Genomic DNA, 22199 nt, shown 5'->3' with positions numbered 1-22199 from the left:
GGACGTCAGCCCGTCGCGGGGACGCGCCACGAGCTGAGCCGTTTCTCCACGGCGACCAGCAGCTGGTTGAAGGCCACGCCGATGACGGAGATGGTGACGATGCCCGCGTACATCTGCGGAATGGCGAAGTTGTACTGGGACGCGTTGATGAGGTAGCCGAGACCGGCTTTCGCGCCGACCATCTCGGCGGCGACGAGGACCACGATGGACACCGCCCCGGCCAGCCGGATGCCGGTGAAGATCGTCGGGACCGAGGCCGGCAGGATCACCTTCTGGAACAGCCGCGGGGCGGACAGGTCCATGGACTTCGCCAGCCTCAGCAGGGTGGGGTCGACGGTGCGCACCGCGCTGATGGTGTTGAACAGGATCGGCCAGGCGCAGGCGTACACCACGATGGAGATCTTCGACGCCTCGCCGATGCCGAGGAGCAGCACGAACACCGGCAGCAGGGCCAGGGCGGCGGTGTTGAGGAAGACCTGCAGCAGCGGGTTGAGGAGATCGGCGACGGGCCGGTACCAGCCGATGAGCAGGCCCAGCGGTACGGAGACGGCGACGGCTATGCCGAAGCCGCTGAACGAACGCACCAGGCTCGCCTGGGCGTTGTCGGCGAGCTGACCGTTGGCCACCAGTTCCCACCCTGCCTGGGCGACCTCGCTGAACGGCGGCAGGAAGGTCCGGTCCACCAGGCCGAAGCGGGGCGCCAGCTCCCACACGAGCAGCAGGGCGACGATCGCTGCCGACTTGGTGGCGCCGGTCAGTGCCGCGCGCAGGATGCGCGGCAGCACCGGAGGGCGGTGGAGCCGCGGCCTGCTCAGCGCGAGGGGCAGGGCACCCGCGGGCTCGTCGATGGACGCCGACGGTGTGCCGGTGGACTCCGACGGTGTGCCGGTGGCCGACGCGGAGCGTTCCTCCGGGGCCTTGCGACGCGTGGTCGAACCGCTTACGAGGCTCATACGGAGACCTCCTCCTTCTCCAGCAGTTGGGCCCTGGTCACCTCGTCGTGCAGAAGCGTCCAGATCTCGTGTCGGTACCGTGCGAACCCGGGGCTGGACCGCAGGTCGTCCGTTGCCGTGCGGGAGCCGAACCCGATCGGCACGACCTGCTTGATGCGACCGGGCCTGGAGGTCATGACGGCCACTCGTTGCCCCAGGTAGACGGCCTCCTCGATGCCGTGGGTGATGAAGACGACGGTCTTTCCGGTGCGCTGCCAGATGCGCAGCAACTCGTCCTGGAGCGACTCCCTGGTCTGGGCGTCCAGTGCGGCGAACGGTTCGTCCATCAGCAGGACGTCGGGGTCGTAGGCGAGCGAGCGGGCGATGGCCACGCGCTGGCGCATACCGCCGGACAGCTCGTGCGGGTGGCGGTTCTCGAATCCGGAGAGCCCGACGAGGTCCAGGTACTCGCGGGCACGGGCGGCGCGCTCACGCCGTGGCACGCCGGTCGTCTCCAGGCCGAACTCGACGTTGCCCAGGGCGGTGCGCCAGGGCAGCAGGGCGTACTGCTGGAAGACGATGCCGCGGTCCAGACCGGGCCCGGTCACCGGTTCCCCGTCCAGGAGGATGCGTCCGGCGCTTGGCCGGGCGAGCCCGCCCAGCAGGTCCAGGAGCGTGGACTTGCCGCATCCGCTGGGACCGACCACGACGACGAACTCCCCCGCGTCGATCCGCAGGTCAACACCGTCCAGGGCGGTGAACTCCCCGTCCCCCTGGGCCGGTCCGCGTCCCTGGCTCCTCCCCTCCTTGACGGGAAAGGTCTTGCACACCTGCTCGAACTCGATCTTGGGTGTGATGGATTCCGGCATGGGTTCAGCTCCCGTTCTTCGAGGTCTTCCCGGCCGCGGAGGACGCGTCCTTCCGGTTGTCCTTCCGGTTGCCCTTTCCGCGGTACGCGTTGAACTCGTTGGTGTAGAGATCCGACGCCTTGACCTGGCCCTTCTCGATGTCACCGCGCTTGCTGAGCCAGTCGATCCACAGCTGGAACTCCTTGTCGGTGATGCGCCCGGCCGTCTCGGCGACGCCGAAGGACTTCCAGTACTTCAGCGGGGCGGTGCCCTCGTTCCGGCCACGCTTCTTGACGATCTCGATCTGGCGGGCGATGACCTCCTCGCGTGGTGTGGCGCGGGCCCACTCGATGGCACGCGCGACGCCGGTGACAAAGGTGCGCGCGGTGTCGGGGTTCTCCTTCAGGAACCGGTCGTTGAGCACATACGTACCGGCGGAGAAGTTGCCGAGCAGCTCGTAGTCGGTGAACAGCGGCCTGACGCCGCCGGTCCGCAGGGCCTTGTCGCGCAGGATGTCGCCGAGGACGCCCACCTGGATCTGCTTCTGCCGCAGCGACTGCTCGGTGTTGACCGGGGGCACCACCAAAGGCTCGGCCTTCTTGATGTCCGCCTGCGACAGACCGTGGCGTTGCAGGTAGATATCGAGCATCGCCTCGGAGTGCGCACCGAGCGTGTTCATCCCGACCTTCTTGCCTATCAGGTCACGGGCCGAGTGGACCGGGCTGCCCTTGAGCACGTAGAAGCCGTTGTACGCGGCCTTGTCGACGCCGTAGTAACTGATGACCGCTGTGATGGGGGCCTTTCTGGCAGCGAGTTTGACGACCGCCCCGTTGAACGCACCGCCGAAGTCGACCTGCCCGGTCGCCGCCGACTGGATGTCCTGCGGCCCGCTGATCGTGTTCCCGACCCACTTCAGCTTCACGTCCTCCAGAAAGCCGAGATCCTGGGCGAGTTCGGGCAGGATGACGGCTCCCGCCCACCCCTGGTATCGCAGGGTCCTGGTCTGGTCCTTGGCCGCGGCCGCACCGCCACCCCCGGAGCCGCAGCTGACCGCGACCGCCGAAAGACCCAGCAGGGTGAGGAACTGTCGTCGGCTCGATGGGGTACTCAGCGTGCTCATGGAAGTCCTGTCGGAGTGGTGGGTGAAGCGCGGTGGAACGCGTACGGCGGTGTGGTACGGACGCGGGCGAAAACCGAAAGGGAAATGCGGATGCCGAAGCGGAAGGAGCCGGCACGCGCACCGAACCCGGCGGATTCCAGGTGGACCTGCGGGCGCATTACCTGTGACCCGCATGGACCTGCGTGGGAATGCGGCGAGAATCACCGGGCGACGAGGAAATCCCAGGGAGGAAAGTGCGCAGGGATCAGGCGTCGCTCAGGAGCTGACGCTGTCGGGCAGCTCTAGCGGCCGGCGGCACAGATGGCACTGGCCTGGCGTCGAAGGTCGACGTGCAGGCGTGCGGTGAAGTTCTCCGAGTAACTCACACTCGGGAGGCTGGCAGCGATAATCAGCCAAGTCAATGCGCCAACAGCCCTTGTCTCACTTTCTGATTCTCCCGCCATGCGCGCGCAGCATTTCGTTCACAATTGCTGAGCCGGCACGCGGACGGCCCCGCCCGGACATCACTCGGATGTCCGGGCGGGGCCGATGCGCAGGCTGTCTAAGTGGCCCGCGGGTAGGGGCTCGTTCGCGCGGGCGTACTCCGCTGGGGGTGGAGGGTACCCGGGGTTCAGTTGGTGCAGGTGGTGCCCGGGGCGGGCAGGACGCGGTCGGTCAGGTAGCGGTTGGTCGCGGCGCGGACGCACGGGGACAGCAGGAACATGCTGTAGTCATCGCCCTCGCGGCTGAGTACGACACTGCCGGGCAGCTGGGCCGCCATGGCGGAGCCCCCCGCGTGGGGAGCCAGGGCCTGGTGCGTGGACTGGATGACCAGGGCGGGCGGTGCTCCGGAGATCAGGCGGCCGGCCTGCACGGGCTTGGCGGGGACCGGCCACCCGAGGCACCCGGCGAGCGCGGTCCAGGAGCGCACCGCGCCGCCGAGGTGCGGTGCGCGTACGGCGAGCGACTTGCGCAGTCGGTCGGCCTGTTCGAAGGTGCGGACCGGACGGGCGTTGTCCAGGCAGGCGGGCACCAGGACCTGCACCGGGTCGAGGGTGCCATCGGGGTCGACGGTGAAGTCGGTCGCGTCGCCCGCCTACGCCTTGACGATGGCCTTGGCCAGGGCGGGCCAGGTGACGCTCCTGATGTTCAGGTAGTCCTGGGTGGCACCGCGGATGTCCTCACCGGTCAGCGGGCGGTGTGTGCCACCGGCGACGGGGACGGGGGTGCGGTCCGCACGGGCGACGAGGGCGTCGTACTCGGCGGCGACGTCATGTCCCTTCAGAGCACACTGCTCCGACTTGGCGCACCAGGCGGCGAAACGGTTGAAGGCTTCTTCGGCGCCGGCCGTCTCCTTGACGATCCGGGTGAGGGGCGAAGTGGTGTCGTCCAGCGCGGTGTCGAGGGTCATCGTGCGCAGCCGGCCGGGAAAGAGGGCGGCGTAGGTGCGTCCGAGCAGGGTGCTGTAGTGGATGCCGTACCAGTTGAGCCGGCGGACGCCGAGCCCGGTGCGGACCGCTTCGATGTCACGGGCCGTGCTGGTCAGGTCGACATGGGCCACCAGCGGGCCGTTGCGGCGCAGGCAGTCCCTGGCGAAGGTGCGGTTGTGGGCCACGAGTTTCACGAACGCGGCCCGGTTCTTCGGGAAGTAGCTGACCCCGGCGGGCTTGAGCGGCTCGGAGCAGCGGATGGGGGTGCTGTGGCCCACCCCGCGTGGGTCGACCGCAACGATGTCGAACCGCCGGGTCATGGCACCGGCGATGTCGGGAAAGCCGTTGCGTGTCGCCAGCCTCAGCTGCTCGATCGAGGAGCCGCCGGCTCCGTCGTTGAGGAGCAGGGTGCCCTGGCGGTGTGCCGGGTCATCGGCCTTACGACGGACCAGGGCCAGGTCGAGCTGCGCGGCTCGCGGCTTGGACCAGTCCACCGGTACCCGCATCGTGCCGCACTGCATGCCCGGGAACCCGGCGTCGGTGCAGGGGTGCCACTTGATGTGGCCGGTCGGGGCCTGAGGAGCGGAATCGGGGGCGGGATCGGTATGGCCGGGCGCGGCGACGGCCGGGGTGGCGACCACCGGCGTGGCCAGCACCACCCCGGCTGTCAGCAGGGCGGTGAGTGTCCGCCGAAGTTGTCTCATCACTCTGCTCATGACGGCTCTCCTTGAAGGGCGCGGGCCGGTACAGCTCAGCTATGCACCAACACTATAGTTAGAGGCTGTAACCGCGAACTGCCCTTAGCTTGCGGCGCGTTGACGTCGCCGGTCAAGAGGATGGCGCAGGGTTTATTAGGGACACTTCCGATAGTGATGAGGTGTAACACTTGCTTCTGGGGTGAAGGGGTGATGGCCGCGACGGCGAACGCAAAACGTCCGTGCACCCGGTACCAGGTGCACGGACGTTACGCAGAGATCAGGGAACTCGGGTGGGATCAGACGCCACTCTCAGCGCAGGAAGGCGCCGAACTCCGCCTTGGTGGCAGGGCCCCCGATGTCGCCGGGGCCGAACGCCGTCGCACCCTTCGTCGTCAGACCGCTGCCGGAACCCCGCAGGGACCACACCGCGCCGGACGACCCGTTCTCCGCGGTCGACGACACGGCGAGATCACGGTGACCGTCACCGTTGACGTCGAGGAGGCCGCAGGCCGCCCCGAAGGCGTCCTTCTTCTCCGCGACCCCGGGCACGCCGGGTGTGTTCTGGTGCAGGACCTGGCTGCCCGCACCGGTGACCCCCGACGCGGTGCCGTGCAGCAGCGCGACCGCGCCCGCGTCGGTGAGGCCGCTGAAGTCCTCCCCACTGATCCCGAGCGCGATCTCCGCGCGGCCGTCGCCGGTCACATCGGCGACCGAGACGCAGGAGCCGAGCCGGTCGCCGCTCTCCTGGGCGCCGTGGAAGCCGGGCAGACTCTGGTCGAAGGTCTGCTTGCGGGTGGCGGAAGGGCCGGAGGGCGTGCCGTACGCGACCGTGACCTTGCCGGTCTCCTCGTTGTCGCCGGCCACCACGTCGCCATATCCGTCGCCGTCCACGTCGCCCACGCCGATGGCGCCCCGGACGCCGGGTGCGGCGGCCTGCTTGAACCCCGCACCACCGCCGAGCAGGACCTTGCTGCCCCACTCGCCGTCACCGGCGTAGTTCCAGATCACGATGTCCTGGCGGTGGTCGCCGTTGACGTCGCCGGTGGCCTTGGCGACGACGGGGCCACTGATCGAGTGGGGGCCGCTGATGCAGCTGTCGTTCTTGGCGCACTCCGCGCCCGGCGCGTCGTCGTCGTAACCGAACCACTGGGACCTGTCGAGGAAGTTGAGCCGCGCGGCGGGCGATCCCGTCCGCGAGATCGGGCCCTTCCACAGGTTCGCGGCCTGCGCCATGGGGTCGTCACCGTAGCTGCCGGGGTCGCCGAAGAGGGCCAGGTCAGCCTTGCCGTCGCCGTTGAAGTCCCCCACCTGCGGCGCCTGTCCGTACGTGGCGATCGGTGTGCCGCCGGTCAGGCCGGACGGCGAGCCCCACAGGATCACACTGCCCGACGATGCCCTTCCCGTACCGATGACCAGGTCGCTGTAGCCGTCGCCGTCCAGGTCGCCCTTGCTGAAGGTCTCGCCGAAACGCTACCTGGCGGCGGCCGATCCCGGCACGCCGCTCGTCGAACGGCTCACCAGCTTCTTGTGGGACGGCACGAGCCCCTTCGCCGAGCCGTACGTCACCGCCACGTAGCCCGCCTGGGCCTTGTGGGAGACGGTGGCGCCGGGGGCACCGGAGACGAGGTCCGCATAGCCGTCGCCGTTGAAGTCGTCCGCGGGCGCCGCGTGCCCGGTCGCCGCGTACGCCTCCTGGGGAGCGAGCGACCAGGCGGCCAGGCCCCCGGCCACCAGGAGCGCGGCCGCCAGCGGAGCCGTGGCGCGAACACCCCGTACACCGCGGGCACTTGGAGCGTTACGGGCCCTGCGGAGATCAAGGCGTCTCAGGTGCGTCATGGGGGCTTCCTTCGGTCGACAGGCCATGTTCACCTCAGAGGACACTCCGGACCCGAAGCTGGTTGTATGCACCATGCGACTCGGTGCGTGCCCGCGACGCGCGCAGCCAACTCCGCCACCCTCGGGCCCGATAGAGCGGACGCAGCGAGTGGCGCGGTCGGCCCGGCTGACCTTGGGCTGGCGGCATCACCTACCGGGCGACACAAGCTCGGCCAGGTCGAGCACCTGGACCTTGTTGGCCACCTGGTAGTCACCGTTGGGATGGCTGACGTGACACATGTCCACCCGGAAGACCTGCCCCACGTTCCCACCCTGCAGACGACGCGGCGAGGCGAAACTCATCGCCTCGGTGGGAGCGCCTTGGCTGCGCCGGCCCAGTGGCGGGCAGTCGGGCGGTGGCGGCCCGCCGGGTTCAGGCGAAGTCGGTAGCGGGCTCGGTGGCGTAGCGGCTCATGGTGTCGATGCTCGCCTCGGGTGTCAGCGGCCTGTCGTCGGCGGTCATGTTCTGGAGGTCACGGAAGTACTGAACGTACAGGTCGGGGGTGAACATGCTGAGCATCACGGCGGGTTGGTCGGTCACGTTGGCGAAGGTGTGCGGGGCACCGGGCGGGACCACCACGAGTGTCCCCGCGGTCGCTTCGTGGTCCTTGTCCCCGACGGTGAACCGCACCGTGCCGGAGATGATGTAGAAGCCCTCGTCGTGCCGGGTGTGGCGGTGCTGCGGCGGTCCGGGGGTGTGCGGGGCGAGGACGGACTCGGTGATCCCCAGGCGGTGCCCGGTGTGGCTGCCGTCCTCGAGGACGCGCATCCGCGTGGTGCCGATGACGATCATCTCACCGTCGTCGGGGCCGACCACCGACACGGCGGGGACGGCCCGCTCTTCACTGGTCTTTGCCATGTCACTGGTCTTCGCTTCTTCACTGGTCTTCGCTTCGTCGGTCATGTTCCGAGTGCACCGCCAGGGGGCCGCCGGTGTCCAAGACCTGTTCCGCGAGGGCGATACCCAGTGGGTATCGTTGCAGCGTGGAGCTACGTACCCTGCGCTACTTCGTGGCGGTCGCCGAGGAACTCCACTTCGGCCGGGCCGCCGCCCGGCTGCACATGAGCCAGCCGCCGCTGAGCCGGGCGATCAAGCAGCTGGAGACCGAGACCGGTGCCCTGCTGTTCACGCGCTCGCCTGCCGGCGTCACGCTCACCCCGGTAGGCCAGGTGCTGCTCGACGAAGCGCGGGCCCTGCTCGACCAGGCCGACCGCGTCCGTGTCCGGGTGACCGCGGCGGCCGGCACCGCGACCCTCACCATCGGCATCCTGAGCGACGGCACCGACCCCGGCATCGCCAAGCTGGCGGCCGCCTTCCGCCGGACCCACCCGGGCGTCGACATCCACATCCGCGACACCGACCTGACCGACCCGACCTGCGGGCTGCGCGCCGGACTGGTCGACGTCGCCCTGACCCGTGCGCCGTTCGACGACACCGCGCTGACGGTGCGTGAGCTGCGCAGCGATCCGGTCGGTGCGGTACTGCGCGCCGACGATCCGCTGGCCCGTCGCGACCGCCTGAAGCCGGCCGACCTGGCCGACCGCCGCTGGTTCCAGTTCCCGCGGGGCACCGACCCGATCTGGCAGTCGTACTGGAACGGCGGCAGGCCGCGTGAGGGCCCGGTGGTGCGCGTCGTCCAGGAATGCCTGCAGGCCGTGCTCTGGAACAGCACGGTCGGCCTGGCCCCACTCGGACACGCCCTGCCCGAGAACCTGACCGCGGTTCCGCTGGTCGACATGGCGCCGAGCCGCCTGGTCGCGGTGTGGAACGCCGGCGACACCAACCCGTTGATCCGCTCGTTCATCGGGATCGCGAGGGCCGCGTACCGCCGCTGAGCCCCTCCGACTCCAGCCGGGGAGTGGTCGGCTGGAGCGGAGCCGCAGGTGCTCATGGCCGGAGCGCCAAGGGGGAGGTGGCTACCGGTAGCCGGAAAGTCACGGTACGCACAGGTCATCGTGGCGGGCCCGCCATCGCCGCACTCCACCCCGCCCGCCCACGATCGCGGCACGCGTTCACCCGACGACGCTCCGTACGCCCCTACCGCAGCTGTGACGAGGCCGATAGCGTCGCAGCGGCGTCCTCGCGCATCCTTCGCAGGAAGTAGCGAGAGAGCGAGCACCCCCCGATGCCCAGTCCCCGCCAGTCCCTACGTATGACCGCCGGTGCGCTGGCCGCCGCCGCACTGGTGATGACGGCCTGCGGCGTCAGCGGCGCTGCGGGGGCCCAGTCCGACGGCGCCAAGGGCGTGAGCACGTCCGGCACGGGCTCGCTCGCACGCTTCACGCAGCAGAAGGTCCAGTGGACGGCCTGTGGCGCGGACGTCACCAGCGAGGCCGTGCCCGGCGCGGAGTGTGGCTGGGTGACGGTGCCGGTGGACTACGCGGCGCCGGGCGGGGAGACCGTCAAACTGCGGGTGTCGCGGGTGCCGGCCAAGGACCACGGTCGTCGGCTGGGGTCGCTGCTCTTCAACCCGGGCGGGCCCGGCGCGGGCGGTGCGGCCGATGTGGCCAACGGAAACTGGCAGGCCGGGAAGGAGGCTCGGGCCCGGTATGACCTGGTCGGCTTCGACCCTCGTGGCACGGCCGGTTCCGGGCAGGTCAAGTGTCCCGACGGCGTGCCGCAGGAGCCCGAGAATCCGCCGCGTACCGAAGCGGGGGCCAGGAAGGCGTTCGCCGACGCGGCCAGGCGTGGCCAGGCCTGCCGGGGCGCGAGCGGTGCCGTTCTCGCGCACATGGACAGCGTGAGCGTCGCGCGCGACCTGGACGTGCTGCGGGCGGTCCTGGGCGATGCCAAGCTGAACTACACCGGTGTCTCCTACGGCACCTACATCGGCCAGCAGTACATGAAGCTGTTCCCCGACAAGGTGGGCCGGATGGTGCTCGACGGCGTCGTCAACCCCGCCGCCGACATGCAGCAGGTGGCCCGCCGCGACCTCAAGACCTCCGATGACGCGATGCGTCGCTACGCCCGGGATCTCGTCGCGCGCGGGGACGAGCGGCTGGGAGCCACGGCCGACGAGGTTCTGCGGCGGGTCACCGCGTTCGCCGAGAGGCTGGAGCGGAAGCCGCTGCGAGGGGCCGACGGTGAGGAGTTCACCGACGCCACCTTCTCCATGTACCTGGAGACGGCCGTGACGGACAAGGAGAGCTGGAAACCGCTGACCAAGGCGCTGGTGGCCACCCTGCACGGGGACGCAACCGCCTTCGACCGCATGGAGGCCGGGACGGCCGGGGAGAGCGGTGGCGAGCAGCTGACGCCGCAGGAGGAGCAGACCGAGGAGAACGAGTCCATGAGTATGCCGGCGGTGCTGTGCCTGGACTCCCCGTCGGCCCCGAAGTCTCCGAAGGAGATGCTCAGGACCGCCGACGCGTTCGCCGAGCAGTCGCCGCTCTTCGGGCGTCACTACGCCTGGCAGATGATCGACTGCGCGACCTGGCCGGTCGCCCCCACTGGTACAGCCGAGCCGGTGAAGGCCTCCGGGGCGGCACCGGTGCTGCTGGTGTCGTACACCGACGATGTGCAGACTCCGCTGGAGAACGCGCAGGCGGTACACCGGCAGTTGGGCAACAGCTCGCTGCTGGTGCGCAAGGGCGAGGGGCACGCGGCGTACGCCTCGGAGAGTCCGTCCACATGCACCGACCGTGCCGTCGACAGGTATCTGGTCGGGGGAAGGCTGCCGGGCAAGGCCACCAACTGCCCGCGTTGAGACGGTCGTTCGCGGTGGTTCGCCGGTGACGTCGGACCACCGGGAACGGCCATGTCGCGCCGCTGGAGCCGTTCGCCGAGTGCGCACGGGCGGGCCGCCGGACCAGGCCGGTGCGGCGGCGAGGCGGATACGGCCACACAGCGATCACCGTCACGCCGCCGTGAGACCGCAGCGCCGTCACGCCGCAGCACCGTCACACCACCGCCCCCCTGATCTCGCCGCAGCACAGGGCGACAATCACCCATAAGATGGACAGTGCGGACGCACCACCGTGCCCGACAGGCGCGGGAGAGCGGTGCGGAAGGGCGAGCGACCCGGGGACGGGATGCCTATGGATCAGGTCGGTCCGGAGCGGACCGTCATCCTGACGGTGGACGACGACCCGGGTGTGTCACGCGCTGTGGCCCGCGATCTGCGGCGGCGCTACGGCGCGTCGTACCGGATCGTGCGCGCGGAGTCCGGCGAGTCCGCGCTGACCGCCCTGCGCGAGCTGAAGCTGCGCGGCGGCCCTGTCGCGGTGATAGTGGCCGACTACCGGATGCCGCAGATGAACGGCATCGAGTTCCTTGAGCAGGCGCTCGACATCTACCCCGAGGCCCGGCGGGTCCTGCTGACCGCGTACGCGGACACGGAAGCGGCCATCGACGCGATCAATGTCATCGACCTCGACCACTACCTCCTCAAGCCCTGGGAACCGCCCGAGGAGAAGCTCTACCCCGTCCTCGACGATCTCCTGTCGGCCTGGCGGGCCAGCGACCACCGGCCGGTGGCGGTCACCAAGGTCGTCGGACACCGCTGGTCGGCGCGTTCCTCGGCGGTGCGGGAGTTCCTGGCCCGTAACCAGGTGCCGTACCGCTGGTACTCGTCCGACGAACCGGAAGGTCAGCGGCTGCTGTGCGCCGCGGGCCAGGAGGGCCGGCGGCTCCCGCTGGTGATCACTCCGGACGGTACGGCCCTGATCGAGCCCGAGGACCAGGAGCTCGCCGGCCGGGTCGGCCTCGCGACGACCCCGGCGACCGACTTCTACGACCTGGTCGTCATCGGCGGCGGACCGGCCGGTCTGGGTGCGGCGGTGTACGGGGCCTCCGAGGGCCTGCGGACCGTTCTCGTCGAGCGCTCCGCCACCGGGGGCCAGGCGGGGCAGAGTTCGCGCATCGAGAACTATCTCGGCTTTCCGGACGGCGTGTCCGGGGCGCAGCTCACCGACCGGGCCCGGCGTCAGGCGACGAAGTTCGGTGCGGAGATACTGACCGCGCGCGAGGTCACCGGGCTGGAGGTCAGTGGCGCCTCGCGCGTCGTCCGGTTCGCGGACGGCTCCGCTGTCGCCGCGCACTCCGTGATCCTCGCGACCGGCGTGTCGTACCGGCAGCTGGAGGCACCCCGGGTGACCGAGTTGACGGGCTGCGGAGTGTTCTACGGCTCGGCACTGACCGAAGCGGCCGCGTGCCAGGACCATGACGTGTATATCGTCGGCGGCGCGAACTCCGCCGGTCAGGCCGCGATATACCTGGCCCGGAGCGCCAAGTCGGTCACCGTACTGGTGCGCAGGTCCTCCTTGGCCACGTCGATGTCGCACTACCTCATCCAGCAGGTCGACGAGACGCCCACGATCTCCGTGCGCACCCACACGGTCGTCGACGCCGCCCACGGGGCGCATCAACTGGAGCAGATCACCCTGCGCGACACGGCGACCGGCCACACCGAACTCGTCGACGCGCAGTGGATGTTCGTCTTCATCGGCGCGGCCCCGCGGACCGAATGGCTGGAGGGCACGGTGCTCCGGGACTCCCGCGGGTTCATCCTGACCGGCCCCGACCTGACCGCGGACGGGCGCCCGCCGGCGGACTGGGAGCTGGACCGGCCGCCGTACCACCTGGAGACGAACGTCCCGGGCGTGTTCGTGGCCGGGGACGCCCGCGCCGAGTCCGCCAAGCGTGTCGCTTCGGCGGTGGGAGAGGGCGCCATGGCGGTCATGCTCGCCCACCGGTATCTGGAGCAGTCATGAACGGCCGGCCGCTGCCGTGCAGCCAGGAGGAACTCGGCTCGCTGTTCCTGTTCGAGAAGCTGGACTCCGACCAGATCGCCCGGCTCTGCCGCGAAGGCCGCGTGGAGGAGTTCGCACCCGGGCCCGTGTACGGGGAGGGCGACGACGCCACGTGCTTCTACGTGCTGCTCGAAGGGACGGTCGTGCTCTCCCGCCGGATCGGGGACTACGACGTGGAGATCACCCGCAGTTCCAGCCGCGGGGTGTACGCCGGGGCCTTCCAGGCCTACCTGGGAGACCGCCTGCGGCAGGTGTACAACAACTCCCTGCGGGTCACCGAGCCCACCCGCTTCTTCGTGCTGCCCGCGGAGACCTTCGCCTCGATCATGCGCGAGTGGTTTCCCATGGCCGTGCACCTGCTCGAAGGCCTCTTCTTCGGCGCAAAGAGCACCCAGGAGGCCGTCGGCCAACGAGAACGGCTGCTGGCTCTGGGGTCGCTGTCCGCCGGGCTGACCCATGAGCTGAACAACCCCGCCACCGCGGCCGTGCGCGCAACATCCGCGCTGCGCGAGCGCGTTGCCGGGATGCGCCACAAGCTCGGCATCATCGCGGCACGCCCGTACCGGCGCGACAGCCTGGAGACGCTCATCGAGGTCCAGGAGCGCACGGCCGAACGCGTCGCCAAGGCCACCGCTCTGAGCCCGCTGGAGGCCTCGGACCGGGAGGACGCCCTCGCCGACTGGCTGGAGGACCACGGCATCGGGGACGGCTGGCAGCTCGCGCCGACCTTCGTACAGGCCGGCCTCGACACCGACTGGCTGGACCAGATCGCCGCGGCGGTGGACCCGGACACCCTCGAAGGTGCCGTGCGGTGGCTCAACTACACCGTGGAGACCGAACTGCTGATGAACGAGATCGAGGAGTCGACCCATCGCGTCTCGGCCCTCGTCACCGCGGCCAAGCAGTACTCACAGCTCGACCGAGCGCCCCACCAGGTCGCCGACGTGCACGAACTGCTGGACAGCACCCTGCTGATGGTCTCCGCGAAGATCGGCCCCCGCATCACCGTCGTCAAGGACTACGACCGCGGCCTGCCGAACATCCCGGCCTACCCCAGTGAGCTCAACCAGGTGTGGACGAATCTGATCGACAACGCCGTCTCGGCGATGAACAGCACCGGCAGCGACGGCACCTTGACCGTACGCACCGCGCGGGACGGCGACCATCTGCTCGTCGAGTTCGGCGACACCGGCCCCGGCATCCCCGCGGAGATCGGCGACCGTGTCTTCGACCCGTTCTTCACCACCAAACCGGTGGGCGACGGCACAGGTCTCGGCCTGGACATCTCGTGGCGCATCATCGTCAACAAGCACAACGGGGACCTGCGGTTCCACTCCGTCCCCGGCGACACCCGCTTCCAGGTACGCCTCCCGCTGGCCGCACCCGATCCCCCTCCCCCACAGGAGCCCTCATGAGTTCCCCGAACGGAATCGACCCCTCGGTCCCGCCCAGCGGAACCGGCTGCTTCGAGTGCGACATTGACGGTGGCTGGTGGTTCCACCTGCGACGCTGCGCCCAGTGCGGCCACGTCGGCTGTTGCGACGACTCCCCCGCCAAGCACGCGACGGCCCACACGCGGGCCACCGGACACCCGGTGATCCGCAGCTTCGAACCGGGCGAAACCTGGTTCTACGACTACGAGACCTCGGAGATGTACGCCTCGGGCCCGCCCCTGGCGCCCCCGGAGAGCCACCCGGCCGATCAGCCCACCCCCGGCCCCGCGGGACGGGTCCCGGCGGACTGGACCGACCGTCTGGGATAGGCAGACCCCACATCTCACTGCGCGGCCCCCTGCGGCAGTCAGACCGCGGTGGGGCTCCGCGCTGGGCCGTTCCACGCCGGCTCCCGTCGCCGAGTCCGGCGCTGCGCTGACGCGGCCGGGCCCCACCGACCGGCCCGCGCCCTCGCGTTGGCGGCGATCGGGAGCGGCGCTTAGCGTGGGAGAGGAACGGCGGTTCGTACACATGGTCCGGAGAGCCGACACGGCCGGACTGCCCTCAATGTGGAGGACCAGGATGGCATCTGTCTCCTTCCTGCTCGTGGCCGTGATCCTCACCGCCTTGGCCTTCGACTTCACCAACGGATTCCACGACACCGCCAACTCGATGGCCACCTCCATCGCCACCGGAGCGCTGAGCCCCCGGGTTGCCGTCGCCGTCGCGGGTGTCCTCAATCTGGCCGGTGCCTTCCTCTCCACGGAGGTGGCCAAGACGATCTCGGGCGGCATAGTCCAGGACAGCGAAGTGTCCCTGGTGATGATCTTCGCCGGTCTGATCGGGGCGATCCTGTGGAATCTGGTCACCTGGCTTCTCGGACTGCCCTCCAGTTCGTCCCACGCCCTTTTCGGCGGGCTGATCGGTGCGGTGTGGGTGGGGGCCGGGGGGTCCGCGGTGCGCTTCGGCGCGATCATCGAGAAGATCGTGATCCCTGCGGTCGCCTCGCCGGTGGTGGCCTGCGTCGTGGCGCTGCTGGCCACCTACCTCGCCTACGTGATCACCCGGAGGACGTCGCGCCGCGCCGTCGGCAAGGGCTTTCGCGCGGGACAGATCGGGTCGGCGTCCCTGGTGGCCCTGGCCCACGGCACCAACGACGCCCAGAAGACCATGGGCGTCATCACCCTCGCGCTCATCGCGGGCGGCGTGCTCGACCATGGCGCGGGCCCGCCCTGGTGGGTGGTGCTGAGCGCGGGTCTGGCGATCTCCCTGGGCACCTACGCGGGCGGCTGGCGGATCATCCGGACCATGGGCAAGGGCCTCACCGACATCCAGGCCCCGCAGGGCTTCGCCGCCGAGACCAGCGCGACCGCGGTGATCCTCGCCTCGTCGCACATGGGCTTCGCGCTGTCGACCACCCAGGTGTGCACCGGCAGCATCCTCGGTGCGGGGCTGGGCCGCAGGCTGGCACATGTGCGCTGGAGCGTCGCGGGGCGGATCGCGGTGTCGTGGCTGCTGACGCTGCCGGCCGCGGCCGCCGTGGGAGGCGTGGCAGCGTGGGTGGCCGGCCGGGGCACCGCGGGGGTGGCCCTGGTGGCGGGCGTCGCCGTGGCCGCCGCCACGGCCTTCTACGTGCTCTCGCGCCGCCGCCCGGTGAATCCGGAGAACGTCAATGAGCTGCCGGCGAACGCCACGAAGTCCACGGTCGATTCAGCCGCCTGAACCGGCACGACCGGACGTGCCGTCGCCAGGAAACAGGCAGCGGAAGGGGAATCGGGATGGACATCGACTGGGGCACTCTCGCCGGGGTCTTCGGAGCCAGCCTCGGGATCACCGTGGTGGTGGTCGTGATGTTCTCGCTCGGCCTGGCCGCGTGGGGCCGCGCCGGACGTGGCGAGCCCGGCCCCGAGGCGCCCCGGGGCCGGCACCAGAAGATGGCGACCGCCACGGCCCTGCTGTGCTTCGCCGCCTGCCTCGCGGTCGCGGCCTACGGGATCGACATGATCGTTCCCGGCTGAGGGCTGAGTCGGGAGCGCCGAGAGGAAGAGCACATGACCGTCCCGTACGAAACCATCGGCATCAGCACCAGGCTGGACGGCAACGTCCTGTCCGCGACCTTCAACGCCCCGCCGCTCAACCTCATCGGTCCCGAGGTCGTGCGCGACCTGGTCGGGCTGCTCGGGGAACTCTCCCAACCGGCGACCGCACGGGTGGTGGTCTTCGACAGCGCGGACCCCGACTTCTTTTTCCCGCACGTCGACCTGACGAAAGTGCCCGAGTACACCGCTGAAGCCGCGAAGGCCGGAGGGCCGGGCGACGCCTCGCTGGGGATGCTGTTCCGCAAGCTCAGCGAGATCCCGGCCGTCACGATCGCCAAACTGCGCGGCCGTGCCCGAGGGGCGGGCAGCGAGTTCCTCCTCGCCTGCGACATGCGCTTCGCCTCCCGGGAGAACGCCGTCCTGGGCCAGCCCGAGGTCGGCATCGGCACCACGCCCGGTGCGGGAGCGATCCAGCGCCTCGCCCGCCTGCTGGGCCGGGGCCGAGCACTCGAAGCCGTGCTGACCTCGGCCGACTTCGATGCCGAACTCGCCGAACGCTACGGATGGATCAACCGCGCGGTGCCCGACGCCGAGCTGGACGAGTTCGTGGCCGGCCTGGCCGCGCGCATGGGGGACTTCCCCCGCGACGCACTGATCGCGGCCAAGGCAGCCGTCAACGCCCTCACTCTGCCGACCCCCGCCGACGTACGCGCGGATGCCGCCCTGTTCCAGCAGCTCGTACGGAGTGAGGCAACGCGGCAACGCACGGCAGAGCTGTTCGAGCGGGGCTTCCAGACCCGTGGCCCTACCGAACTCGGCCTCGGCGACGTACTGGGCGAGCTGAAGGCCGTCGACTGATGCAACGGACGACGGCAGGCAGACGACGGCAGGCAACCGGCCTGTGACCTGCGGGTACGGCGATCAGCAGGCAGATGCCTCGCCCGCCTGCGGCCAACTGCGGTCGCTGCCGTCGGGCACCGGGTCCGCGGTCGCGCCGACCTCCGCCTCCCGCCCCGCATCGCCGGAGTCCCCGCGCAGGGTCGCGGTGGCGATCTGCAGGAAGTCCGGTACGAGACCCACGCAGCTGCTCTCCGGTGCCGCCAGGCAGGTCTCGACGGGCGGGGCGTCGGTGACGGGCAGGTAGACGAGGTCAGGGCGGGAGTAGGAGCCGGCGACCCTGACCGGGACGAGCGCGATGCCCTGCCCGGAGGCGATGAGTTCGAACTTCTCCTCCAGTGAGGACGTCCGCCGCTTCCTGACGTCGAGGACCGGCTCCTTGTCGAGATCGGCCGAGGTGAGAGCCTGCCGGCCGGCCAGCGGATGCGTCACGGGCAGGCAGGCGACCTTGGACTCGTGGCCGATGGGGACGGTGCGCAGACCCGAATCGTCGAAGGGGCGCCGGAGGTATCCGACGTGCGCGCGGCCGTCGCGGAGCGGTGCGTCCTGCTCCCACCAGCGCAGCGGAAAGACATCGATCTCGACCTTCGGATGGCTCGCCGTGAACGCGCGGATCGCGTCCGACACATGCAGGCCGGGCGAGAAGGCGACGACGAGCCGCTGCTCGCCCTGCTCGGCCTCGTGCACCCGCCGCAGCGCCGTGTCCACCACCGTGCTGATCCTTCGCGCCTCGTCGTACAACTGCCGCCCTGCGGCCGTGAGTTCAACGCTGCGCGTGGTCCGCGTGAACAGCAGGCAGCCCAGCTCCTGCTCGAACGCGCGGATCTGCCGGCTGAGGACCGGCTGCGCGATGAACAACGCCTGTGCGGCCCGGCCGAATTGCCGGTGCTCGGCCACGGCGACGAAATAGCGGAGCTTCCGCAGATCTAAATCCATACCCGAAAGGTATCAACGTGCTCGAAAGGGTATTGGACGCCCGGCCGCATCGCTCGGAGACTTGATTCATGATCGTCATCGCCGCTCCGGCGAGCGGCAACGACAGCCAGATCCTGCGCAATCCGGCTGGAGACCGCTCCGTCCCGCGGTGAAGACATCGGGGTCGTCGTGTGCGCCCCCGCCCAGCTCTCTGACGCCGGCCGTGAGCGCGTCGACGCGATGGCCGGCCCACCCACCGATCGATACCCGGCCACTCCGCCCGGCGAACGATGCCGGCCGACGACGGCCGTCAGCCAACCGTGCATCGCAGTCACCCTCACCACGATAGGAATCACATGACCGACACCCGTAAGACCGCCCTCATCGTCGGAGCCTCCCGGGCCCTGGGCCTCGCGCTCGCCGCCGAGTACCTCCGCCTCGGCTGGGACGTCATCGGCACGGTCCGCGGCAACCGGCGTACCGGCCTCCACGACCTGGCCGACGCGTCCGGAGGGCGGCTGACCATCGAGTCGCTGGAGATGACCGAGCCGGAACAGGTCTCGGCACTGCGCGACCGACTGGCGCGGCGCACCCTCGACCTGCTCTTCGTCAACGCCGCCATCACGCGCGGCGATATGCCCATCGGGGAAGTCCCGACGGACATGTTCACCGAGGTCATGATCACCAACGCGCTCAGCCCGATGCGTGTCGTGGAGACCCTCCGCCCCCTGGTCGCGCCGACCGGAACCATCGGTGTCATGTCCTCCAGCCAAGGCAGCATCGCGCTGAACACCCGCGGCGGGCAGGATCTGTACCGGGCCAGCAAGTCCGCGCTGAACCAGCTGATGCGCAGCTACGCCGCCCGCCATGCCGAGGACACGCGGACGCTGCTGCTCGTCGACCCGGGCTGGGTGCGCACCGAACTCGGCGGACCGCACGCCGATCTCAGCGTGGAGGAGAGCATTCCGGGCGTCGCGGAGACGATCGAGCGCCATCGGGGAGAGCCCGGCCTCCAGTTCCTCGACTACCAGGGGAAGGTTGTGCCCTGGTAGACGCGTGACCACCGGCCCTCGCCGGCCGGCGTCGGCGAGCCGGGTGGGCCCGAGGTGCCACGAAAGCAATCGCACAAACGGCGCCTTCACGCGGTGTTGGCCACGCCCGGAAAGGCGTGGCCAACATCAGCGGAAATGGCTCCCCGGACGGGCCATCAGCCCGTCAACTCGTCACAGGATTTCGATGGAGTTGACCTTCGGCGGACGGTTCGGGAAGGAGATCTCGTGCCACCGCTCGATCTTCACCGAGTCGCCATTGGCGTCGTAGTAGATCAAGTCGTTGTTTCCTGTGGAGATCTTGTCGACCCACCAGCCGCCGAAGGAGATCTTCCCCCGGTTCGCGTAGCAGTCGACGCTCTGCCGTCCGCCGCTGTGTGACCAGATCTTCAGGAAGTTCTCCCCGCCGCGACAGGTGACATGGTCGATGGCGTAGGCGTTGCCGGTCGGTACGGTCAGGGTGACCGCGGCGGCTGCGGCGAACGCCACGGCCGCCGAACGCACGACCTTCTTGGTCTTCGAGATCACAGCTTCTCCTTGCCTCGATTTCCGAACCGGGCGCTCACTTCGCCACCACCGTGGTGGCGTCGATGTGGTGCCCGGATGATCCGAGCGTGTGGGGTGATCTGTCCCAGTCGCCACGAAACAAGGCAGTTTGGGACGCTGGAACGAAGAAATGGGCCCTGACCGGGACATACACAAGCATCCTGGAACACGGGAACGGGACGCTACAGACAACAACTTCTCGACTCAACGGGGTATATCACCACCATTACGGCCCATTCCCCGAGGAGAGGAACTGTTCCGGATGATGCGTCAAGTTCGTGTGCTGCTGCTGACCGTCTTACTGCTGGTGACGGGCTCGATGATGTCGGCCACGCCGGCCTCCGCCGTCATCGGCGGTTCGAAGAGCACCTACGGCCCGTGGGCGGTGCGCATGCTCGTCGACGGGCAACCGACCTGCACGGGGACAGCGGTCACACCCCAGTGGATCATCAGCGCCTCGCACTGCTTCTACGAGCAGGCACAGCCGGTCGCCGACAAGCGGATCTCGTTCCGGGTCGGCAGCCTCGACATCCGGAAGGGCACCACCGTCCGTCCGGTACCCGGCGGACGCGTCGGAAGCGCGCAGGCCGACATGATGCTGATCAAGGTCCCGCCGATGAAGGTCACCCCGGCGCGCCTGGCCACGGCCGGTGTCCACCTCGGCCAGGCCGTGCGGCAGTACGGGTGGGGCGCCACCTGCACCGAGGACGAGAACACCTGCCAGTCCCCCGTGCTCAAGCAGTCGGACCTGCGGGTCGTACGGCCGGACGACCCCCGGTGCGCGGGCTACACCGCACCGGGCGGCTCGGACTTCTGCATGGAAAAGGTGTCCGGGATACCCGCCGGCGGCGACTCCGGAGGCCCGGTGATGAGCATCGCCCCGTCCGGCTCCGAAACCCTCCTCGGCGTCTTTGACGGCTCCGACCGGGAGAACGTCGCCGAAGCCGGGGAGATCTCCCAGCAACTCGCCTGGATTCGCCGAGTCACCCGGTAACACAGGCGGCACAGGTAGGAACCGACGCCGCCGATACGTTCGCGTACCGGCGGCCTGACTTTGAGGCACCCGCGCCCCCTGCGTCAGCTGCGCTGCGCCCGGTCGTACACCTTCTTGGCCATGGCCCCCAGCACTTCGCCCTGCATCTGAGTCGGCGTCAGGGAGTCCAGCGCACTGTTGACCGAGACCAGGACGCCCTTGCCGGTGGTGGCGTTGAAGTCGGCCAGCCACGGGCCGCCACTGGAGCCGCCGGTCATGTCACAGGGGATGGCCTGCAGGCCGCTCTCCTCCTTCGCCGTACCGACGCAGCGGAGGAGTTCCTCGCCGAGCTGTGGGCGGGTGGCGGAGTAGCCGAAGGATGAAATGGTGCCGCCGACGGGGCGGTTGAAGGCGATCTCCTGGCCGTCGACGACATCGGTGAGCTTGCGACCACTCTTGTCGGCGTCGACGACCAGCGTGGACAGATCGTCGGTGGAGTCCGTCTCCCAGCTGCGCGGGGTCACGGCGGCGCGGACCGCGAAGGCGCCGTGGGGCATCTTGCCCTTGCTGTAGCCGGGGACGAACACCATCGCGATGTTGGTGTTGCCGGGAGAGGAACCCCGGCGCACGCAGTGTGCCGCGGTCATCACGGCGGAGCGGTTGGCGCTCTTGACGGCGGTGGCCGTGCACCAGGTGTCGGCGCCGTTGGCGTTCACGAAGAAGAGCCGCCCCACGGTCTTCATGGCGGTGCCCTGCCACGGCTTGGCCTTCGGTCCGGTCGGACCGAGGTCCACGGACTTCCCGACAGCCTTCACACGGGCGGGCGTCCAGTAGGCGAGGGCCTCCTGACGCTCTTTGGGGGTGTACGTCAGGACGGAGACCGGGTCGGCCGAGGCGGCACGAGCCTGCTCTGCCACGGCCGTCGCCGGGCCCGGGGCAGCGAGGACGAGGGCCGTACCGGCCACGGCGAGTCCCATGGCCCGGCCACGAAGGCGCCGGATCACGGAGGCGGATGTCTCGGACATTACAGAGGTCTCCTCAGCTGGTGCACCAGGCGGCGGACAGGGGCTTTCAGTCCGCTCCGTACAAGAGAGAGGAATGCGCCGATTCGGTTGCGTTGTCGGCGATTTGTGGCGCAAGTGCGTGGTTGGCCGATACTCGATGGGCGTTCCACGCGGCCCTGAGGGCTTCGAGCTCGGTGCGGGGGAAGTGGTCGCCCCACTTGCCGCGGTACGCGCTCACTCCGTACTCGTTCACGACTTCGTCGAAGCAACGAATCACCGCTCGGGCCACGACGTCGAGATCCTGCTGGGTGGACCAGATCTCCGCCCCGGCGTTGTCGTGCTCTCGGCCGTGGGCAAGCTCCAGCAGGCGTATCCACACGTGGGAGCCCTCACGGTAGAAGATCCATCGGAAGGCGGTGGGCTCGGCCTCGAACTGTGCCCGGCATTCCGTCTCTCCGACGATCAGACGCGTGACAGTCGTCAGGAGATCTTCGGGGGCAGTGGTGAGGTAGGAGGCCGTGACTTCGGCTTCCGCATGGTTGTCGCTGACGATGCAGTTGACCCAACCACGTCCGGACAGAACCCAGGTAAGTCGCAGATGCGTCATCCTCGTTCTTCTCCCCAGGTTACGAGTCCCTGCACTGATCACTGAGGGGCCCTTGCGCACATCTGAGTGTGGGGGATGGCGAGACTGCTGACCAACGGATTCG

General features: G+C 69.5%; 22 protein-coding genes and 1 pseudogene. 10 read left to right on the top strand and 13 right to left on the bottom strand.

Annotation, left to right across the window (positions count from 1 at the left end):
• Positions 1-5: 5 nt before the first annotated feature.
• The 9 genes and pseudogenes from ACWC9R_RS25190 to ACWC9R_RS25150 all read right to left on the bottom strand — a co-directional run bounded on the left by ACWC9R_RS25190 (position 6) and on the right by ACWC9R_RS25150 (position 7786).
• The gene (locus ACWC9R_RS25190; protein ID WP_450734728.1) at positions 6-953 is read right to left on the bottom strand and encodes an ABC transporter permease; all 948 of its coding nucleotides are present in this window, start codon (positions 951-953) and stop codon (positions 6-8) included.
• The gene (locus tag ACWC9R_RS25185; RefSeq protein ID WP_450734727.1) at positions 950-1801 is read right to left on the bottom strand and encodes an ABC transporter ATP-binding protein; all 852 of its coding nucleotides are present in this window, start codon (positions 1799-1801) and stop codon (positions 950-952) included. The genes ACWC9R_RS25190 and ACWC9R_RS25185 overlap by 4 nt, the downstream gene beginning before the upstream one ends.
• Positions 1802-1805: 4 nt before the next feature.
• A complete protein-coding gene (locus ACWC9R_RS25180; RefSeq protein ID WP_450734726.1) occupies positions 1806-2900 on the bottom strand; it encodes an ABC transporter substrate-binding protein in 1095 nt (364 codons plus the stop codon).
• Positions 2901-3181: 281 nt separating this feature from the next.
• Positions 3182-3343: a putative leader peptide gene (locus tag ACWC9R_RS25175; protein ID WP_450734724.1), complete on the bottom strand. Its 162-nt coding sequence runs from the start codon at positions 3341-3343 to the stop codon at positions 3182-3184.
• A 167-nt stretch (positions 3344-3510) separates the two neighbouring features.
• Complete coding sequence (locus ACWC9R_RS25170) at positions 3511-3924, bottom strand: alpha/beta hydrolase (protein ID WP_450734722.1); 414 nt, start codon at positions 3922-3924, stop codon at positions 3511-3513.
• A gap of 51 nt (positions 3925-3975) precedes the next feature.
• A complete protein-coding gene (locus ACWC9R_RS25165) occupies positions 3976-5025 on the bottom strand; it encodes an alpha/beta fold hydrolase (RefSeq protein ID WP_450734720.1) in 1050 nt (349 codons plus the stop codon).
• A 291-nt stretch (positions 5026-5316) separates the two neighbouring features.
• Positions 5317-6843, bottom strand: a pseudogene (locus tag ACWC9R_RS25160) (FG-GAP-like repeat-containing protein).
• A 186-nt stretch (positions 6844-7029) separates the two neighbouring features.
• The gene (locus tag ACWC9R_RS25155) at positions 7030-7185 is read right to left on the bottom strand and encodes a hypothetical protein (protein ID WP_450734718.1); all 156 of its coding nucleotides are present in this window, start codon (positions 7183-7185) and stop codon (positions 7030-7032) included.
• A 70-nt stretch (positions 7186-7255) separates the two neighbouring features.
• On the bottom strand, positions 7256-7786 hold the full coding sequence (locus tag ACWC9R_RS25150; protein ID WP_450734716.1) for a cupin domain-containing protein: 531 nt from the start codon (positions 7784-7786) through the stop codon (positions 7256-7258).
• An 80-nt stretch (positions 7787-7866) separates the two neighbouring features.
• Here ACWC9R_RS25150 and ACWC9R_RS25145 point away from each other — a divergent pair, with 80 nt between their 5' ends.
• The 8 genes from ACWC9R_RS25145 to ACWC9R_RS25110 all read left to right on the top strand — a co-directional run bounded on the left by ACWC9R_RS25145 (position 7867) and on the right by ACWC9R_RS25110 (position 16963).
• On the top strand, positions 7867-8718 hold the full coding sequence (locus ACWC9R_RS25145; RefSeq protein ID WP_450734714.1) for a LysR family transcriptional regulator: 852 nt from the start codon (positions 7867-7869) through the stop codon (positions 8716-8718).
• 290 nt (positions 8719-9008) lie between these two features.
• Positions 9009-10589, top strand: coding sequence for an alpha/beta hydrolase (locus tag ACWC9R_RS25140; RefSeq protein WP_450734712.1), 1581 nt, complete (start codon positions 9009-9011; stop codon positions 10587-10589).
• 331 nt (positions 10590-10920) lie between these two features.
• A complete protein-coding gene (locus tag ACWC9R_RS25135) occupies positions 10921-12594 on the top strand; it encodes an FAD-dependent oxidoreductase (protein WP_450734710.1) in 1674 nt (557 codons plus the stop codon).
• Positions 12591-14048 carry an ATP-binding protein gene (locus tag ACWC9R_RS25130; protein ID WP_450734708.1) on the top strand — a complete coding sequence of 486 codons (1458 nt, stop codon included), beginning with the start codon at positions 12591-12593 and terminating at the stop codon, positions 14046-14048. The genes ACWC9R_RS25135 and ACWC9R_RS25130 overlap by 4 nt, the downstream gene beginning before the upstream one ends.
• Complete coding sequence (locus ACWC9R_RS25125; protein ID WP_450734706.1) at positions 14045-14395, top strand: UBP-type zinc finger domain-containing protein; 351 nt, start codon at positions 14045-14047, stop codon at positions 14393-14395. Before ACWC9R_RS25130 ends, ACWC9R_RS25125 begins: the two co-directional genes overlap by 4 nt.
• A 253-nt stretch (positions 14396-14648) precedes the next feature.
• Positions 14649-15788, top strand: coding sequence for an inorganic phosphate transporter (locus ACWC9R_RS25120; protein WP_393365362.1), 1140 nt, complete (start codon positions 14649-14651; stop codon positions 15786-15788).
• 56 nt (positions 15789-15844) lie between these two features.
• A complete protein-coding gene (locus ACWC9R_RS25115; protein WP_450734704.1) occupies positions 15845-16084 on the top strand; it encodes a hypothetical protein in 240 nt (79 codons plus the stop codon).
• A gap of 33 nt (positions 16085-16117) precedes the next feature.
• Positions 16118-16963 carry an enoyl-CoA hydratase/isomerase family protein gene (locus ACWC9R_RS25110; protein WP_450734702.1) on the top strand — a complete coding sequence of 282 codons (846 nt, stop codon included), beginning with the start codon at positions 16118-16120 and terminating at the stop codon, positions 16961-16963.
• Between the two features lie 63 nt (positions 16964-17026).
• Here ACWC9R_RS25110 and ACWC9R_RS25105 read toward each other — a convergent pair whose 3' ends face one another.
• Complete coding sequence (locus ACWC9R_RS25105; protein ID WP_450734700.1) at positions 17027-17938, bottom strand: LysR family transcriptional regulator; 912 nt, start codon at positions 17936-17938, stop codon at positions 17027-17029.
• Between the two features lie 335 nt (positions 17939-18273).
• On the opposite strand from ACWC9R_RS25105, the gene ACWC9R_RS25100 reads away from it, so the two are divergent.
• Positions 18274-18969 carry an SDR family oxidoreductase gene (locus tag ACWC9R_RS25100; RefSeq protein WP_450734699.1) on the top strand — a complete coding sequence of 232 codons (696 nt, stop codon included), beginning with the start codon at positions 18274-18276 and terminating at the stop codon, positions 18967-18969.
• Between the two features lie 171 nt (positions 18970-19140).
• On the opposite strand, the gene ACWC9R_RS25095 is transcribed toward ACWC9R_RS25100, so the two are convergent.
• Positions 19141-19494, bottom strand: a complete 354-nt coding sequence (locus tag ACWC9R_RS25095) for a beta/gamma crystallin domain-containing protein (protein ID WP_362613313.1) — start codon at positions 19492-19494, stop codon at positions 19141-19143.
• 280 nt (positions 19495-19774) lie between these two features.
• Between ACWC9R_RS25095 and ACWC9R_RS25090 the strand changes: the two genes are divergently transcribed.
• Positions 19775-20506 (top strand): S1 family peptidase, encoded by a 732-nt coding sequence (locus ACWC9R_RS25090; RefSeq protein ID WP_450734696.1) that lies wholly within the window; start codon positions 19775-19777, stop codon positions 20504-20506.
• 83 nt (positions 20507-20589) lie between these two features.
• On the opposite strand, the gene ACWC9R_RS25085 is transcribed toward ACWC9R_RS25090, so the two are convergent.
• A complete protein-coding gene (locus ACWC9R_RS25085) occupies positions 20590-21510 on the bottom strand; it encodes a trypsin-like serine peptidase (protein WP_450734695.1) in 921 nt (306 codons plus the stop codon).
• A gap of 46 nt (positions 21511-21556) precedes the next feature.
• Positions 21557-22096 (bottom strand): hypothetical protein, encoded by a 540-nt coding sequence (locus tag ACWC9R_RS25080; protein WP_450734693.1) that lies wholly within the window; start codon positions 22094-22096, stop codon positions 21557-21559.
• Positions 22097-22199: the final 103 nt, after the last annotated feature.

Source organism: Streptomyces sp. NPDC001219 (assembly GCF_053597915.1).
The sequence above is the reverse complement of the archived record's forward strand: the minus strand, read 5'-3'. Positions and strand labels throughout refer to the sequence as shown.

Bases quoted from the DNA above. Each gene is read 5' to 3' on its own strand.
- ACWC9R_RS25115 (WP_450734704.1), top strand. From the start codon at position 15,845: ATGGACATCGACTGGGGCACTCTCGCCGGGGTCTTCGGAGCCAGCCTC.
- ACWC9R_RS25110 (WP_450734702.1), top strand. From the start codon at position 16,118: ATGACCGTCCCGTACGAAACCATCGGCATCAGCACCAGGCTGGACGGC.
- ACWC9R_RS25120 (WP_393365362.1), top strand. From the start codon at position 14,649: ATGGCATCTGTCTCCTTCCTGCTCGTGGCCGTGATCCTCACCGCCTTG.
- ACWC9R_RS25140 (WP_450734712.1), top strand. From the start codon at position 9,009: ATGCCCAGTCCCCGCCAGTCCCTACGTATGACCGCCGGTGCGCTGGCC.
- ACWC9R_RS25130 (WP_450734708.1), top strand. From the start codon at position 12,591: ATGAACGGCCGGCCGCTGCCGTGCAGCCAGGAGGAACTCGGCTCGCTG.
- ACWC9R_RS25085 (WP_450734695.1), bottom strand. From the start codon at position 21,510: ATGTCCGAGACATCCGCCTCCGTGATCCGGCGCCTTCGTGGCCGGGCC.
- ACWC9R_RS25105 (WP_450734700.1), bottom strand. From the start codon at position 17,938: ATGGATTTAGATCTGCGGAAGCTCCGCTATTTCGTCGCCGTGGCCGAG.
- ACWC9R_RS25135 (WP_450734710.1), top strand. From the start codon at position 10,921: ATGGATCAGGTCGGTCCGGAGCGGACCGTCATCCTGACGGTGGACGAC.
- ACWC9R_RS25185 (WP_450734727.1), bottom strand. From the start codon at position 1,801: ATGCCGGAATCCATCACACCCAAGATCGAGTTCGAGCAGGTGTGCAAG.
- ACWC9R_RS25090 (WP_450734696.1), top strand. From the start codon at position 19,775: ATGATGCGTCAAGTTCGTGTGCTGCTGCTGACCGTCTTACTGCTGGTG.
- ACWC9R_RS25180 (WP_450734726.1), bottom strand. From the start codon at position 2,900: ATGAGCACGCTGAGTACCCCATCGAGCCGACGACAGTTCCTCACCCTG.
- ACWC9R_RS25165 (WP_450734720.1), bottom strand. From the start codon at position 5,025: ATGAGCAGAGTGATGAGACAACTTCGGCGGACACTCACCGCCCTGCTG.
- ACWC9R_RS25155 (WP_450734718.1), bottom strand. From the start codon at position 7,185: ATGAGTTTCGCCTCGCCGCGTCGTCTGCAGGGTGGGAACGTGGGGCAG.
- ACWC9R_RS25080 (WP_450734693.1), bottom strand. From the start codon at position 22,096: ATGACGCATCTGCGACTTACCTGGGTTCTGTCCGGACGTGGTTGGGTC.
- ACWC9R_RS25190 (WP_450734728.1), bottom strand. From the start codon at position 953: ATGAGCCTCGTAAGCGGTTCGACCACGCGTCGCAAGGCCCCGGAGGAA.
- ACWC9R_RS25175 (WP_450734724.1), bottom strand. From the start codon at position 3,343: ATGGCGGGAGAATCAGAAAGTGAGACAAGGGCTGTTGGCGCATTGACT.
- ACWC9R_RS25150 (WP_450734716.1), bottom strand. From the start codon at position 7,786: ATGACCGACGAAGCGAAGACCAGTGAAGAAGCGAAGACCAGTGACATG.
- ACWC9R_RS25125 (WP_450734706.1), top strand. From the start codon at position 14,045: ATGAGTTCCCCGAACGGAATCGACCCCTCGGTCCCGCCCAGCGGAACC.
- ACWC9R_RS25100 (WP_450734699.1), top strand. From the start codon at position 18,274: ATGACCGACACCCGTAAGACCGCCCTCATCGTCGGAGCCTCCCGGGCC.